Origin of the sequence: Comamonas fluminis, assembly GCF_019186805.1 — a bacterium.
Taxonomy (GTDB): domain Bacteria; phylum Pseudomonadota; class Gammaproteobacteria; order Burkholderiales; family Burkholderiaceae_C; genus Comamonas; species Comamonas fluminis.
In genome coordinates, this window is record NZ_CP066783.1 from 180,296 (window position 1) to 194,826 (window position 14,531).

Here is a 14,531-nt window from a genome sequence, read left to right on the forward strand (position 1 = left end):
CTCAGGGGGTTACCGTGTATACGCGACTTCACCGTGAGAAGTGATGTCCAGACCTTGACGTTCGGACTCTTCGGAGACACGCAGACCCACGGTCAGAGCGGCGATCTTGTAGGCCACAAAGGACACCACGCCCGACCAGACAATGGTCACCAGCACGCTCTTGAGCTGCACCCACACTTGATGGGCCATGTTGTAGCCATCGGGCTCGATACCGCCCAGACCCTTGGCGCAGAACACGCCGGTCAGGATGGCGCCCAGAATGCCGCCCACGCCATGCACACCGAATACGTCGCAGACGTCATCCACCTTGAGCAGGCGCTTGAGACCGGACACACCCCACAGGCACAGAGGGCCAGCGATGATGCCCATCACGATGGAGCCCATGGGGCCGACAAAACCAGCGGCGGGCGTGATGCAGACCAGACCGGCCACAGCACCCGAAGCAGCACCCAGCATGGAAGCCTTGCCGCGGTGCAGCGCTTCGGCAGCAATCCAGGACAGGGCGGCAGCGCCGGTGGCAACAATGGTGTTGATGAAGGCCAGACCCGCAGCGCCGTTGGCAGCACCGGCAGAGCCTGCGTTGAAGCCAAACCAGCCCACCCACAGCAGGGATGCGCCCACCATGGTCAGCGTCAGGCTGTGAGGGGGCAGGGCTTCCCTGCCGAAGCCAATGCGCTTGCCCAGCATGTAGGCACCCACCAGACCGGCGATCGCGGCGTTGATGTGCACCACGGTGCCGCCCGCAAAGTCCAGCGCGCCATCAGCGGCCAGCAGACCACCGCCCCACACCATGTGGGCCATGGGGATGTAGCTGAAGGTGAACCACAGCACCGAGAACACGATGACGGCGGCGAACTTGATGCGCTCGGCAAACGCGCCCACGATCAGTGCCACGGTAATGGCGGCAAAGGTGGACTGGAAGGCCACGAACACATATTCAGGAATCGTCTTGAGCATGCTCGACAGCGTGTCTGGCGTGATGCCCATCAGGAACAGCTTGTCAAAGCCTCCGAAGAACTTGCCTTCACCGCCAAATGCCAGGGTGTAGCCGTAGATGACCCACAGCACGGTAATCAGCGAGAAGATGATGAACACCTGTGCCAGCACCGACAGCATGTTCTTGCTGCGCACCAGGCCGCCGTAGAACAGCGCCAGGCCGGGGATGATCATCAGAATCACCAGCATGGTGGAGGTCAGCATCCAGGCCGTGTCGCCAGCGCTCAGTGTGGGAATCGCTTCCACAGCGGCGGCAACAGCGGGCGCGGCTGCAGGGGCCGCGTCTTGCGCCACAGCGGCGGCGCTGGCTGCCAGCAGGCCCAATCCAAGGCCTGCACTCAAGAGTTTCTTAGTCATGGCAATTTCTCTTTAGCGGAAGTAGTGACTCAAAGTGCCGATTCGCCGGTTTCGCCGGTGCGGATGCGCAGGGATTGCTCCAGCGGCATGACAAAGATCTTGCCGTCGCCGATCTTGCCGGTGCGCGCAGCGCCTTCGATGGCGTCCAGCACGGAGTCGAGCAGCTCGTCGGCGATGGCGACTTCGATCTTGAGCTTGGGCAGAAAATCGACCACGTATTCGGCACCGCGGTACAGCTCGGTATGGCCTTTCTGACGGCCAAAGCCCTTCACTTCGGTCACGGTGATGCCTTGCACACCGATTTGGGACAGCGCCTCGCGCACTTCGTCCAGCTTGAAGGGTTTGATGATGGCGGACACCATTTTCATGACAGGCTCCTCAGAGATTAAAAAGTCTTGGCCAGCGTCACGATCAGACGGGCTTTGTTCACATCGCCGAAATAGGCTTTCTTGTTGGCGCCGGTGACTGCGGCTGCGAGAGAGAAGCCCTCGCCCAGGTCATAGGCACCACCCACGCTGTAATCCACATAGTTGGGCACGCCCAGGTTCTTGATGTCGCTGGAGAAATGCGTGTAGCCAACAGATGCTTTCAGTGTCACCTTGGGGGCGACCTCCTGGCTGTAGGCCAGTTGCAGATATCCGGTGTTGCGACCCTTGAGACCCGAGCCATCACGCGCCCCAGCCCAGCCGAAATAGTCCTTCGAGACCGTGTGCGAGTACTTGGCTGTGAAAGGCCCGTAAGTGCCCGAGCCATAGATTTCCGTGGTGTTGCCTCGGGCGTTGCCGGAATAGACATAGGTCAGCGCACCCACATCCCAGTCAATATCACCGGCCTTGAACTTGTAGCCGCCGTAGAAATCGGTTTCCAGCGAGTTGCCAGGCAGCCAGTCCACCGAGGAATTCCAGTTGCCCACATAGAAGCCGGTCTCGCCAAACGTGTAGTCAAAACCGCCTTGCAGCGCAGGCTTGACGGTGCGGTTGCGGCTGCTGTCCTGGTCCTGACCACGGAACTTGTAGTTGGTGGTCAGCGCCACGTTGGCAGACAGTTGCGCATGAGCCCACAGAGGGGACAGCACGGCACAGGCCAGAGCAGTGGTTTTGGCGAAGGTTTTGAAACGGCTGGCAGCGAGACGGGTCATTCTGGGTTCCTCCGGTTTGCAAAAAATTCTTGGATACAGCAGATAAAGCACAGACCGTGCCAATCGTGTTCAGGGGCTGTGATGCGACTGCTTACAGAGAGGAACGCCTGCAAACAAGACGCTCTTGAGTCGCTGCGCCAAGGTTGAAACTGGCTTGCACCTCTTTGGTGCATCAAGGGATTGGAATGTCGTGTGCCTGACAGAGTTGTGATCTGCGCACCAAATCAGGGCGATGTTTGGGGGGCTACGAGGCACAAGGTGGGCGCAGCCGTGTGCTGCTCGCCCCTATTGCTTCATGCGCTGACTCGCGTCTAACCTAGACGCTCATCATGGATCGGGGGCGCTTATGGGGCTTGCACTGGTTCAAAGTCGTGCCTTGCTGGGGCTGGATGCGCCGGGAGTTACCGTGGAAGTCCATCTGGCCAACGGTTTGCCATCTTTCACCCTGGTGGGCCTGGCTGATGTGGAAGTCAAAGAAGCCCGCGAGCGGGTGCGTGCCGCCATCGTCAATTCGGGGCTGGAGTTCCCCAACAACAAACGCATTACGGTCAACCTTGCACCGGCAGATTTGCCCAAGGATTCGGGGCGATTTGACTTGCCGATTGCGCTGGGCATTCTGGCGGCCAGCGGCCAGATCGAGGCCGCCAGACTAGCGGATTACGAATTTGCAGGCGAGCTATCGCTGACAGGCGCATTGCGCCCGGTGCGTGGGGCATTGGCCACTGCGCTGGCGCTGCAGCGTCAGCAGCGCGATGTGCGGCTGGTGCTGCCAGTCGATAGCGCGCAGGAGGCCGCTTTTGTTCCGGCCATTGAAGTCTTTGGGGCAGAGCACCTGCTGGATGTGGTCAAGCAGTTCATGGCCCATGCGGCGGCAGCGCCAGACGATGCGAATGTGGACGCAGAGGGCTGGCAGATCATGCAGCCCAGGCCCGCCGAGCCAGTGCCCTATGTGCAGGACTTGAGCGAGGTGCGTGGCCAGATGCAGGCCAAGCGTGCTCTTGAAATTGCAGCAGCTGGCGCGCATGGGGTCTTGATGATCGGGTCCCCGGGCTCTGGAAAGTCCATGCTGGCCCAGCGCTTTGCCGCCCTGCTGCCTCCCATGACGGATGATGAGGCACTGGAGGCCGCAGCCATCGCCAGCCTCAGCGGCCGCTTCACGCTTGCGCAATGGCGGCAGCGCCCTTTTGCGGCGCCCCATCACACGGCCAGTTCGGTGGCGCTGGTGGGCGGTGGCTCACCACCCCGGCCCGGAGAAATTTCCTATGCGCACTGTGGCGCGCTCTTTCTGGACGAATTGCCGGAATTCGCCCGTAGTGCGCTGGAAGCCTTGCGTGAGCCGCTGGAGACCGGGCGCATCACCATTGTGCGGGCTGCGCGGCGTGCAGAGTTTCCCGCGCGCTTTCAGCTGGTGGCTGCCATGAACCCTTGCCCCTGTGGCTACTGGGGATCGTGGGTGCGGGCCTGCCGCTGCACGCCCGATCAGGTGGCGCGCTATCAGGCGCGTATCAGTGGCCCCTTGCTCGACCGCATTGATCTGCATGTGGAAGTGGCGGCCCTGCCGCCTGAGGAATTGCTGGCAGCGGCAGAGGGAGAGCGCAGCGCCACTGTGCAGCAGCGCGTAAGCCTGGCGCGTGACAGGGCTTTGCAGCGCCAGGGAACCAGCAACCATTTGCTGCAAGGCGCGCAGCTGGATGCACATCTGCAGTTGGAGCCCGAAGCCCTGGCCTTTGCCCACAAGGCCGCTGCCCGGCTGGGCTGGTCAGCACGCGGCACACACCGTGCGCTGAAGGTGGCGCGCACGATTGCTGATCTGGCAGGCTCTGACACCATTGCCCAGGCGCATGTGGCCGAAGCTTTGCAATATCGCAGAGCCTTGCTGCAGCCGCATTGAAGGCCGCTGCAATGGCCGAGGTGGATCAGCGGGCCGCCTGACGGCTGCGGCGCAGGCTCCAGATATCCCACCAGCTGACAGCCAGTAGCACCACCGTGGTCAGCCATCCTATGGTCAGCAAATCCAGACGAACGGCAACCGGCACCAGTGCGAGAAGAACTACGGCGCCCACAACATGGGAAGCAGTGATATGGCCGTACACCACTTTTTTGTAGATGGCACTGCCCAGCAGATAGATGGCGGGCCCGCCCACCAGCACAGCGATGTAGGCCGCAGAGGCCGCCTCATGCGGGTGGCTCAGAATCAGGTCATTGGCGACCGCGCTGGCAATGATGCCGGCCACCAGAATAGCGTGGATGTAATGGAAATAAGCGGCAATACGACCTGGATCATCGGAATGGGTGATTTTTTCGGAAGCGTCCCGGTGAGTGGTGCCGAAGTACAGCCACCACAGCGCAAGAGTGCCCAGAAACGTGGCCAGCAGGGCCGACACCACAGAGCCATCCCATTGCGCCTTGGCAAACATGGCGCCACTGGCCAGCAGGGTCTCGCCCAGTGCCACGATGACAAACAACTGGCTGCGCTCGGCCATGTGGGCGCCTTCAACGGTCCACTCGCTGGTCTGCGAGCGGCCCAGCCCTGGTAGCGCAAAGCCGAACATGGGGGAGACATATTCACACAGCACAGCAATCAGCCATAGGGCTATGCGTGCTTCATGCTCCATCAGGCCGCCGGCAATCCAGAACATGGCAGAAATTGACAGCCAGCCCAGCATGCGTGCGTAGTTGCGTCGCAGCGCGTGGCTTGCGGGCAGCATGACGAGCACCAGCGCCGTTCGTCCCACTTGTATGCAGCATAAGGCCAGGGCAAAAATCAGCCCGCGTGAGCCAAAAGCCTGCGGAATGCTGGAAGCCATGACCAGCGCAAACAACATGGAGCCAAAAACCACGCCCCGGATTTTGGGGTTTTCAGGGTCGAACCAGTTGGTGAACCAGCACGTGTATTGCCAGCCCAGCCAGACGGCAAACCAGAGAATCAGCGTCTCCAGTACGCCCATCCAGGTCAGGTTGTGCAGCAACTCATGGCTGATCTGTGTGACGGAAAACACATAGACCAGATCGAAGAAAAGCTCTTCAAAAGTGACGCGTGCATGGTGGCCGTCGCGGTGGCGCAGCACGGAGAGGGGGGCGGTTTCAGTGCGCATGAGAGAGTCTCCAGTCCACAAAGACAGCCAGTGCCACAGGAATCGCTGCGTTGAGCAGCAAGATGGGGAACTCCTCTCGCACTGAATAGCCAGCGTGGCTCACGCCAATCCACATATTCACCGCAGCAATCAGGCACCAGAAGGGGATAAACCACTTGGCGGCCAGCGCCATGGCGGTGGTGCTGGCCCCCCAGAGCCAGCCAAACAGAACGAAGAGAGCCAGTTGCAGGACGCCGCCTGCGAGCACCAGAGCAATATGCATGTGCTACTCATCAGCAAGTTGTATAGCTGGTAACTATCGCTCAGGTGGGTGCTCGCTTCAATCGCTGTTTTCGTGACTGAGGTCAATCCCCAACACCTGCGCAAACGCATGCATGGCCGGGGACCAGCCGCTGACAGCGCCCGTCACAAAACAGGTGTTCACCCAGGCCAGATCCTTGTCAAAAGGGGCGGGCAGGGGCATCCAGTGCACATCAAAGCGCTGCTGCTGTGATTCGACCAGCGCGCGTGACATCAGGCCATAGCCCATGCCTGCCGCGACGCAGCCCAAAATGGTGTCCAGCATGCCCAGTTCCATGATGCGCACGGCGCTGATGCCCATGGCGGCCATCAGCAGCTCAATGCGCTGGCGGTAGCTGCAGCCCTGGCGAAAGGCCAGAAATACGCAGGCGCTGAACTCGTCAGCTGTCGGGAATCTCTGCAGCGGCTGGCCGCTGACCAGAACCAGTTCTTCCTTGAACAGCGGCCAGGATTGCAGATCGCTTTGCGGCGCAGCACCGTTGATGAAGGCGCAGTCGATGCGTCCAGCGGTCAGTTCGGCCAGCTGGCTGGCCGTGGGGCTGACTTGCAGCTCCAGATCAATGCCGGGATGCTGTTGTCTCAGTTTGGATAGCAAAGGTGGCAGGCGCGTAGCAGCGGTAGTTTCCATGGAACCTAAACGCAGCGCTCCTCTGACCTGAGCAAGCCCGGTGTGGTGCGATTGCAGCTGCGCCAGCGCCTCATCATGAGACTTCAGCATGTGCTGCGCATGGCGGCGCAGTGTGTGCCCGGCGGGGGTGGGAAAAACGGGGTTGGCGCGCACCAGCAATTGCGCGCCTACTTCGTCTTCCAGCTTCTTGATATGGGCCGTGATGTTGGACTGCACCGTGTGCAGCTGCTGGGCGGCCGCACCAAAATTGCCGCTGTCGCAGACGGCTTCGAACATACGCAAGGATTTGAGTTGCATGCTGTGCTCCAGTATCTCCTTTGGCGATTCAATCGATCATTTTGAATCATTGGACATGATTGCAGAACTGCGTTTACGCTCCCTCTGTAACTGCAAGGGATGTACCGAGTGATTCAGCGCCAAGAACTTCCTCTTTTGTGGACCGGCTTCATGGCCACGCTCAGCGGCGTGGGCTTGGCCCGGTTTGCATACACCGCGCTGATGCCGCAAATGGTGCATGCCGGCTGGTTCAGCGGCGAGCAGGTGGCTTATCTGGGCGCCGCCAATCTGCTGGGCTATCTGCTTGGTGCACTGGCTGCTGCACCTTTGGCTGAGCGCATCGGCGCCTTGCGTGTGCTGCTGATCTGCTGGATTGCGGTGGCACTGAGCTTTGCAGGCTGCAGCCTGCCCCAGCCCATGGCGGTGTTCTTTGTCTGGCGGCTGATATCTGGCATGGCCGGCGCGGTGCTGATGGTGCTGGGTCCGTCGGTGGCCATGGCAGCCGCCGATCCTTCGCGTCGCTCTATCCTGGGGCCGCTGATGTTCTGCGGCATTGGCGTGGGGGCCCTGCTGGCGGCCACGCTGGTGCCCATGTTTGCGCGCACCAGCCTGAGCGCCGTCTGGTGGTCGCTGACGGTGCTGTGTGTGATGGCGCTGTGGACAGGCTGGTGCGCAGCGCGCCAGATTTCGCTGCATGCACCGGTTCCAGCATCACCCGTTGCAAGTGCTCCAGCCCCTTCTGCATCGCTCTGGAGCGCCGCCGTCGTGCTGGTCTTCATCGCCTATGCCTGCGACGCCTTTGGCTTTGTGCCGCACACCGTGTTCTGGGTGGACTATCTGGACCGCGAACTGCACCTGGGCGCAGCTTATGCATCCACACAGTGGGCCTTCTTCGGGCTGGGTGCCATTGCCGGGCCGCTGTGCGCCGCCTACTGCGCCACACGCTGGGGCTGGTGGGGCACAACCACCGGCGCCTACATCGTCAAGGCCGTTGCCATTGGCATGCCGCTGCTGTTTGCCAGCTTGGGCGCGCATGCGGTCTCGGGCTTTTTGGTGGGGGCGCTGTCGCCCGGCATGGCGGCCATTACCTCGGGCTATCTGATGCAGCTCATAGGCCCCGCACGGCATAAAAAAATGTGGGGCTATGCCACGGCAGCGTTTGCGTTGCTGCAGGCTACATCGGGCTATCTGATGGCGTTTATCTACGCGCAGACCGGCAGCTACCGCCAGCTGTTTGTGCTGGGCTGCGCAGCGCTGGCGCTGGGGGCGGTGCTGGTCGCATCCAGCCGCCTCGCCCGCACAGCTTCTTGAGTATTGATTGAGTGAGAAAAATGCGATGAGCAATATGCCTTTGTGGATGGCCCGTCTGGGCCTGCAGCACCCCATTATTCAAGCGCCTATGGCTGGGACATCGACGCCGCAACTGGCCGCCGCTGTCAGCAATGCAGGTGCGCTGGGTTCGGTGGGGATTGGTGCTTATGGGGTGGATCAGGCGCGTCAGCACATTGCGCAAACGCAGGCGCTGACCACACGCCCGTTCAACGTCAACCTGTTTTGCCACCAGACCGCAACACCTGATGCAGAGCGCGAAGCGCAGTGGCTGCGCTATCTGGCCCCCGAGTTTGCCCGCTACGGCGCGCAAGCCCCGTCAGGCTTGCGCTGCATCTACGAATCTGCAGTAGGCAACGCGCAGCTGCAGGCCATGGTTTTGCAGCAAAAACCCGCAGTGGTCAGCTTTCACTTTGGCCTGCCAGAACAAAGCTTTATCGATGCTTTGCGCGCTGCAGACATCACCACACTGGCCTGCGCCACCAACCTGGACGAGGCACGCCTGATTGAGCAGGCCGGGGTGGATGTGATCGTGGCGCAGGGCATGGAGGCAGGCGGTCACCGCGGCACTTTTGTGCCTGAGCAAGACCGCCTGATGGGCATGCTGGCATTGGTGCAATTGCTGGCGCGTGAATGCCGCCTGCCTGTGGTGGCAGCGGGCGGCATTATGGATGGCGCGGGCATTGCCGCTGCGCTGCAACTGGGGGCCAGCGCGGTGCAGATGGGCACGGCCTTTATCCTCTGCCCCGAGTCTGCTGCCAGCCCCGCTTACCGGGCCGAACTGCAAAGCGATCAAGCCCAGCACACGGCGATCACGGCTGCGATTTCTGGCCGCCCTGCACGCGGCATGTTCAACCGTCTGCACCAGTTGGGGCGCGACTATGCGGGGCCGTTGCCCGCCTATCCCATGGTTTATGACGCAGGTAAGGCGCTGCATCAGGCTGCGAGTGCGCAGGGCAGCAGCGACTACGCCGCGCACTGGGCGGGCCAAGGTGCACCGCTGGCGCGGGCCATGCCTGCGCAGCAGCTGGTGCAGACCCTGATGCAGGAACTGCATCAGCATCAAAAATGATAGTTGTAAGCGCATGATGCGAGTGCGCTGGAACCTGTTTCTATCAATATTTCACAGGCCTGATCTCTAGTCCTTATAGAGGTAGCCAGCAGCCGGAGACTGTCCCAAATTCATCCGATCAATCACAAGACGGAGACAAGGGATGAGCAAGGCTTTGGTTTGCGTGGTCACAGGTGCCAGCCGTGGCGTGGGCCGTGGTGTGGCGCTGGCGCTGGGTGCGGCAGGCGCCACTGTCTATGTGACGGGGCGCAGCGTGAAAGAAGGCGACTCGCCCCTGCCCGGCACCGTGGGCCAGACGGCAACTGATGTGACGGCCGCGGGTGGCAACGGCGTTGCCGTGGCCTGTGACCATGGTGACGATGCCCAGGTCGCCGCGCTGTTCGAACGTGTGCGCCGCGAGCATGGGCGTCTGGACATTCTGGTGAACTGCGCCATTGCCATTCCCGACCCATTGACCGAAGTGGGCCCGTTCTGGAAAAAGCCACTGGCCATGACTTCGCTGCTGGATGTGGGCCTGCGCTCGTCCTATGTGGCCTGCCACGAAGCGGCAGATCTGCTGATTGCCGCACGCGGGCTGGTCGTCAATATTTCGTCCGCAGGCAGCCGCTGCTATATGCACGGCCCCGCCTATGGGGCGGGCAAGGCGGGCTCGGACAAGATGACGTTTGACATGGCTTATGACTTCAAACCCGAAGGCGTAAGCGTGGTGGCGCTATGGCCCGGGCTGGTCAAGACCGAGCGATCCGAGCGCGTCTGCGCCGCCGAGCCCGACAAATATGGCGACAGCTTTGACAGCGCCGAAACACCGCAGTTCATCGGCCGCGTGGTGCTGGCGCTGCATGGTGATGCGGAGTGCCTTGAAAAGCGCTCGGGCGGCGTGTTCTACACGGCAGAGCTGGCCAGCCAGTACGGCGTGCAGGACATCAACGGCGCGCAGCCACCGTCGCCACGCGCTTACTTTGGCGCGCCGCCAGAGTTCTGCCCGGTGGTGGTGGAGTAAGACGCAGGCGGGTGGCATATGCCTGTCTATCATGGGCAGGCATATCGCAACTACTCAGGTGCCTGCACATGACTTCAAACTGGCGCATTTCTTTGCTGGCCATCCTTGTCTGCGCCACGGGGTTGGGCAGGGCTGAAGAGTCCGAGGTCGATACCCGCAAGAGTCCCCCAGACAATGCGCGCTGGCTGACGCTGATCGTGCAGGCTGAGGACGATATCGCGCCGCAGCCGGTGTCGCTTGAATACCAGGCGGGCCAATGTAGCGAACTTCGCAGCTACGGCGTGGGCGGTCAGTCGCAAAGCGGCCGCACGCGGATGCCCGCCGTGCATTTCGAGAAAATCGATCTCAGCAAAGAACCCTCCCGGCAGCGTTATCGGGCGCGCATTGCGTTGGATGCGGGTGGCAACTGCCAGTGGAAGCTGGTGGGCTTGAGCACGCAGTTCAAATACACCAGTCCGCATGCGCAGACCTGGGGGCAGGAGTTGCTATCGCAGCGCATCCAGGTGGTCTTCGCAGATCGCAAGAATGCGGTGCGCAAGCTCAATGTTCGGATGCGTTTTCAGTACTTTCCGGTGATCTATCTGGCAGATAAGCCCGAGCAGAACAGCATCAGACTGCAAAGCAGCGGCTTTCCCGATCTGCCGAGTTTTGACCCCGAAGAGTCCGGCATCATGATTCTGCAGTTCAAGGTCTTCAACGATTTGGCGATGACGGCCACGGCTGATCCGCAGAATCGCTATCTTTACCGCACGACCTACCCTGATGGCGCGACCGGTTCAGCCAATTCCGTGGGTGTGATGGATGAACGAATGATTTGCCTGATGGAGACGCAAGCGGCCGGAGGTACGGACTTTCAGCGCTGCAATCGGTTCGCACCGGTGAACGATAAGCGCTGAGGTGTTTTAAACGCCCAGATACTGCTGGCGTGCGGCCTTGTCTCCTGCCAGCTCCGCCATGCTGGCCTGGTGCACGATCTGCCCCTTCTCCAGCACATAGGCACGGTCGGCCACGACTTCGGCAAAGGGCAGGTTTTGCTCGCTGAGCAAGATGCCAATACCTTGGGCTTTTAATTCCAAGATTGTGCGGGCCATCTGTTCCACGATCAGCGGCGCCACGCCTTCCGAGGGCTCATCGAGCAGCACCAGATAGGGCTGGCCCATCAGTGTGCGGGCCACGCTCAGCATTTGCTGCTCGCCGCCGCTCATGCGCCCGCCCAGCCGGTCGGGCATCTCGCCCAGGTTGGGGAACAGGGTGAACAGCTTCTCGGGTGTCCAGTGCGGAACGGCGGCGCCATCGGGCCACTGGCGCGGCTTCTGGCGGCCCACTTCCAGGTTTTCCAGCACGGTCAGTTCGGTGAAGATGCGGCGGTCTTCGGGCACATAGCCCAGGCCACGCTGGGCGATCTGGTGCGAGGCTTTTTTGCCAATCGCTTCACCCATGAAGCGGATCTCACCTTCGCGGCGCGGCACCAGCGCGGCAATGCTTTTGAGCGTGGTGGACTTGCCTGCGCCGTTGCGCCCCATCAGTGCCACGACCTCGCCGCGCCCCACGTTCAGCGATACGCCATGCAGGATATGGGCCGCACCATACCAGGCGTTGAGGCCTTGAATTTCAAGCAGTTTTGCGCTCATGCCTTTGCCCATCAATGGCTGGCTGCTATGAATTTGATTCATTTTTGTTTTTCCAGAACCAAGCCAGTACCCAGATAGGCTTCTTGCACACGCGCATCGTCACGTATGGCTTGCGGCGTGCCTTCGGCCAGCAGCTTGCCGCGCACCAGCACGGCAATGCGGTCGGCCTGGCCGAAGACCACATCCATGCTGTGCTCGGTGAACAGCACGCCCATGCGGCGTTCCTGCGCGATGCTGCGGGTCAGCTGCATCAGCGCCACGCGCTCGCCCGGGGCCATGCCAGCGGTGGGCTCGTCCATCAGCAGCAACTGCGGGTCGTGGGCCAGCGCCATGGCCAGTTCCACCCGTTTGACGTCGCCATAGGCCAGGTCGCTGCAGGGGCGGTCGGCCTGGGCCTGCATATTGACCTGGGCCAGCAAAGCCAACGCATCGGCCCTGCGGTGGCTGGCGGCGCGGGGCCACCAGTGAAAGATTTTGCGATTGGCCGACAGCAGCGCCATCTGCACGTTTTCAAGCACGGTCAGCGAGGCAAAGGTCTGCGCAATCTGAAACGTGCGGCCCACGCCCAGTCGCCAGATGGCACGCGGCGGCAGGCCGGAGATGGCTTTGCCGTTGAGCAGTACCTGGCCGCTGTCGGGCTTCAACTGCCCGCCCACCATGTTGAAGCTGGTGGTTTTGCCTGCGCCATTGGGGCCGATCAGGGCCAGCAGTTCACCCGCCTCAAGGCTGAACGAGACGTTCTGCACCGCTTTCACGCCGCCAAAGGCTTTGCTGATGTTTTCCACTTGCAGCAGGCTCATCGTGCGGCTCCTTCTCTCTTTTTAGGAGCTAGCCGCGCCCACAGCAACTGTGCATAACCGGCAATTCCCTGCGGAAACAGCAGCACCAGCACCAGCATGGCGGCCCCCATCAGGGCACGCCAGTATTCGGTGTTGCGGGCCACGGTGTCGTGCAGCCAGGTAAAGGCTGCGGCGCCCACCACGGGGCCAGCCAGGGTCTGCACGCCGCCCAGCAGCACCATGACCAGCCCGTCCACCGACTTGGTGACAGACATCACATCTGGCGCTGCGCCGCCCTTGCTGAACGCAAACAGCGCACCTGCCAGACCCGCAAACAGGCCTGCGATGACAAACGCCGTCCACTGCACGCGGCGCACATCAATGCCAATGGCGTCTGCACGCAAGGCCGAATCGCGCGAGGCACGCAGGGCATAACCCAGTGGCGAAAACAGCACGCGCCGCAGCAGCCAGATACCCAGGGCGCACACGGCCAGCGCCAGCCAGTAGAAAGCCGCCCCGCTTGATGCCCATTCGGGCGGCCACACGCCGGTCACGCCATTGCTGCCGCCCGTGAAGTCATCCCATTGAAAGACGATGGCCCAGCTGATCTGGGCAAACGCCAGCGTCAGCATGGTCAGGTACACGCCCGATAGCCGCACGCAAAACCAGCCGTACAGCAGCGCACCCGCTGCGGCCACCAGCGGCCCCAGCAGCAGGGCTGCGGGCATGGAGAGGTCCAGACTGCGCACGACCAGCGCTGCGCCATAAGCGCCCAGACCAAAGTAAGCGGCATGGCCAAAGGAGTGCATGCCACCCGGGCCGAGGATGAAGTGCAGGCTGGCCGCAAACAGCGCGGCGATGAAGATATCGGTCAGCAGCACGGTGCTGTAGCTGCTGGCATCGCCCGTCACCAGCGGCAGCAGCACCAGGGCAGCCAGCAGCGCCACCCAGCCCGAGGTGGCTGCACGCCCAGCGGGCTGCAGGGGGCGTTCATGCTCGCCGCCATTGCGGCTGAGCGACTGGGGCTTGCCCAGCAGGCCCCAGGGGCGCCAGATCAGCACCACTGCCATCACCAGAAATTCCACCACCAGCGTGAGTTTGGAGAACGAAATTTCCACGCCGCCAATCTCCTGCACACCCAGCCAGATGCAGATGGCTTTCAGCTCTGCCACCAGCAGCGCTGCGATGAAAGCGCCGGGAATGCTGCCCATACCGCCCACGACGACCACCACAAAAGCGGCGCCAATGGTCAGCATGTCCATCTCAAGGCTGGCAGGTTCACGCGGCAGTTGCAGCGCACCGCCCAGGCCCGCCAGCAGCGTGCCCAGTGCAAACACGGCGGTGAAGAGCCAGGCCTGATTCACGCCCAGGGCGCCCACCATTTCGCGGTCTTGCGTGGCGGCTCGCACCAGTGTGCCAAAGCGGGTTTTGGTCAATAAAAGCGTTAAAGCCAAGAGTACACATGGGCCAACAGCTATCAAAAACAGATCGTATGTGGGGAACTGGCGACCCAGAATTTCTACCGAACCCTCAAGCCCTGCCGCACGCGGTCCGAACAATTCTTCCGGCCCCCACAGCCACAAGGCGGCATCTTTGATGACCAGCACCAGCGCAAACGTGGCCAGCAGCTGAAACAGCTCGGGCGCCTTGTAGATGCGACGAAGCAGCAGCATCTCGGTCAGCGCACCCAGCACGCCGCAGGCCAGCGGGGCCAGCACCAGTGCGGGCCAGAAGCCGATATGGGGTGAGAGCACATCCACACTGCTGTAGGCAATGAAGGCGCCCAGCATGTAGAACGAGCCGTGGGCAAAGTTGATGGTGCGGGTGACGCCAAAGATCAGCGACAGCCCCACAGACACCAGAAACAGCGACGATGCGCTGGCCAGGCCATTGAGCAACTGGGCCAGCAGGCCGGATGCACTCATGCGGT

Annotated in this window: 14 protein-coding genes; 5 read left to right on the plus strand and 9 right to left on the minus strand. The window is 61.9% G+C overall.

Going from position 1 to position 14,531, the window contains the following annotated elements:
• Positions 1-9 precede the first annotated feature (9 nt).
• Genes JDW18_RS01080 through JDW18_RS01090 form a run of 3 tightly spaced genes read right to left on the minus strand, consistent with a single transcriptional unit; the run spans position 10 to position 2,491 of the window.
• A complete protein-coding gene (locus JDW18_RS01080; protein WP_218241943.1) occupies positions 10-1,353 on the minus strand; it encodes an ammonium transporter in 1,344 nt (447 codons plus the stop codon).
• 29 nt (positions 1,354-1,382) lie between these two features.
• Positions 1,383-1,721 carry a P-II family nitrogen regulator gene (gene glnK / locus JDW18_RS01085; protein ID WP_218241944.1) on the minus strand — a complete coding sequence of 113 codons (339 nt, stop codon included), beginning with the start codon at positions 1,719-1,721 and terminating at the stop codon, positions 1,383-1,385.
• Positions 1,722-1,738: 17 nt separating this feature from the next.
• Complete coding sequence (locus JDW18_RS01090; protein ID WP_218241945.1) at positions 1,739-2,491, minus strand: TorF family putative porin; 753 nt, start codon at positions 2,489-2,491, stop codon at positions 1,739-1,741.
• A 346-nt stretch (positions 2,492-2,837) separates the two neighbouring features.
• On the opposite strand from JDW18_RS01090, the gene JDW18_RS01095 reads away from it, so the two are divergent.
• Positions 2,838-4,382, plus strand: coding sequence for a YifB family Mg chelatase-like AAA ATPase (locus JDW18_RS01095; protein WP_218241946.1), 1,545 nt, complete (start codon positions 2,838-2,840; stop codon positions 4,380-4,382).
• A gap of 25 nt (positions 4,383-4,407) precedes the next feature.
• Here the strand turns inward: JDW18_RS01095 and JDW18_RS01100 are convergent, their stop codons facing one another.
• From JDW18_RS01100 to JDW18_RS01110, 3 genes are read right to left on the minus strand one after another with little or no spacing between them, the layout of a single operon-like run.
• A complete protein-coding gene (locus JDW18_RS01100) occupies positions 4,408-5,586 on the minus strand; it encodes a low temperature requirement protein A (protein WP_218241947.1) in 1,179 nt (392 codons plus the stop codon).
• On the minus strand, positions 5,576-5,848 hold the full coding sequence (locus JDW18_RS01105; protein WP_218241948.1) for a hypothetical protein: 273 nt from the start codon (positions 5,846-5,848) through the stop codon (positions 5,576-5,578). Before JDW18_RS01105 ends, JDW18_RS01100 begins: the two co-directional genes overlap by 11 nt.
• Before the next feature lie 57 nt (positions 5,849-5,905).
• A complete protein-coding gene (locus JDW18_RS01110; RefSeq protein ID WP_218241949.1) occupies positions 5,906-6,811 on the minus strand; it encodes a LysR substrate-binding domain-containing protein in 906 nt (301 codons plus the stop codon).
• A gap of 108 nt (positions 6,812-6,919) precedes the next feature.
• Here JDW18_RS01110 and JDW18_RS01115 point away from each other — a divergent pair, with 108 nt between their 5' ends.
• The 4 genes from JDW18_RS01115 (at position 6,920) to JDW18_RS01130 (ending at position 11,087) form a co-directional block, all read left to right on the plus strand.
• Positions 6,920-8,101, plus strand: a complete 1,182-nt coding sequence (locus JDW18_RS01115) for a YbfB/YjiJ family MFS transporter (RefSeq protein ID WP_218241950.1) — start codon at positions 6,920-6,922, stop codon at positions 8,099-8,101.
• A 25-nt stretch (positions 8,102-8,126) separates the two neighbouring features.
• Positions 8,127-9,191, plus strand: coding sequence for an NAD(P)H-dependent flavin oxidoreductase (locus JDW18_RS01120; RefSeq protein ID WP_218241951.1), 1,065 nt, complete (start codon positions 8,127-8,129; stop codon positions 9,189-9,191).
• Between the two features lie 142 nt (positions 9,192-9,333).
• Positions 9,334-10,191, plus strand: coding sequence for an SDR family NAD(P)-dependent oxidoreductase (locus JDW18_RS01125; protein WP_218241952.1), 858 nt, complete (start codon positions 9,334-9,336; stop codon positions 10,189-10,191).
• 68 nt (positions 10,192-10,259) lie between these two features.
• Positions 10,260-11,087: a hypothetical protein gene (locus JDW18_RS01130; protein WP_218241953.1), complete on the plus strand. Its 828-nt coding sequence runs from the start codon at positions 10,260-10,262 to the stop codon at positions 11,085-11,087.
• A 6-nt stretch (positions 11,088-11,093) separates the two neighbouring features.
• Here the strand turns inward: JDW18_RS01130 and JDW18_RS01135 are convergent, their stop codons facing one another.
• From JDW18_RS01135 to JDW18_RS01145, 3 genes are read right to left on the minus strand one after another with little or no spacing between them, the layout of a single operon-like run.
• Entirely contained in the window at positions 11,094-11,864 is a 771-nt protein-coding gene (locus JDW18_RS01135) for an ABC transporter ATP-binding protein (protein WP_218241954.1), read from the minus strand.
• Complete coding sequence (locus JDW18_RS01140; protein ID WP_218241955.1) at positions 11,861-12,622, minus strand: ABC transporter ATP-binding protein; 762 nt, start codon at positions 12,620-12,622, stop codon at positions 11,861-11,863. Before JDW18_RS01140 ends, JDW18_RS01135 begins: the two co-directional genes overlap by 4 nt.
• On the minus strand, positions 12,619-14,526 hold the full coding sequence (locus JDW18_RS01145) for an ABC transporter permease (RefSeq protein WP_218241956.1): 1,908 nt from the start codon (positions 14,524-14,526) through the stop codon (positions 12,619-12,621). The genes JDW18_RS01140 and JDW18_RS01145 overlap by 4 nt, the downstream gene beginning before the upstream one ends.
• Positions 14,527-14,531 lie beyond the last annotated feature (5 nt).

Excerpts from the sequence above, each read along its gene's own strand:
- JDW18_RS01080 (WP_218241943.1), bottom strand. The coding sequence starts at position 1,353 with ATGACTAAGAAACTCTTGAGTGCAGGCCTTGGATTGGGCCTGCTGGCA.
- glnK (WP_218241944.1), bottom strand. The coding sequence starts at position 1,721 with ATGAAAATGGTGTCCGCCATCATCAAACCCTTCAAGCTGGACGAAGTG.
- JDW18_RS01090 (WP_218241945.1), bottom strand. The coding sequence starts at position 2,491 with ATGACCCGTCTCGCTGCCAGCCGTTTCAAAACCTTCGCCAAAACCACT.
- JDW18_RS01095 (WP_218241946.1), top strand. The coding sequence starts at position 2,838 with ATGGGGCTTGCACTGGTTCAAAGTCGTGCCTTGCTGGGGCTGGATGCG.
- JDW18_RS01100 (WP_218241947.1), bottom strand. The coding sequence starts at position 5,586 with ATGCGCACTGAAACCGCCCCCCTCTCCGTGCTGCGCCACCGCGACGGC.
- JDW18_RS01105 (WP_218241948.1), bottom strand. The coding sequence starts at position 5,848 with ATGCATATTGCTCTGGTGCTCGCAGGCGGCGTCCTGCAACTGGCTCTC.
- JDW18_RS01110 (WP_218241949.1), bottom strand. The coding sequence starts at position 6,811 with ATGCAACTCAAATCCTTGCGTATGTTCGAAGCCGTCTGCGACAGCGGC.
- JDW18_RS01120 (WP_218241951.1), top strand. The coding sequence starts at position 8,127 with ATGAGCAATATGCCTTTGTGGATGGCCCGTCTGGGCCTGCAGCACCCC.
- JDW18_RS01125 (WP_218241952.1), top strand. The coding sequence starts at position 9,334 with ATGAGCAAGGCTTTGGTTTGCGTGGTCACAGGTGCCAGCCGTGGCGTG.
- JDW18_RS01130 (WP_218241953.1), top strand. The coding sequence starts at position 10,260 with ATGACTTCAAACTGGCGCATTTCTTTGCTGGCCATCCTTGTCTGCGCC.
- JDW18_RS01135 (WP_218241954.1), bottom strand. The coding sequence starts at position 11,864 with ATGAATCAAATTCATAGCAGCCAGCCATTGATGGGCAAAGGCATGAGC.
- JDW18_RS01140 (WP_218241955.1), bottom strand. The coding sequence starts at position 12,622 with ATGAGCCTGCTGCAAGTGGAAAACATCAGCAAAGCCTTTGGCGGCGTG.
- JDW18_RS01145 (WP_218241956.1), bottom strand. The coding sequence starts at position 14,526 with ATGAGTGCATCCGGCCTGCTGGCCCAGTTGCTCAATGGCCTGGCCAGC.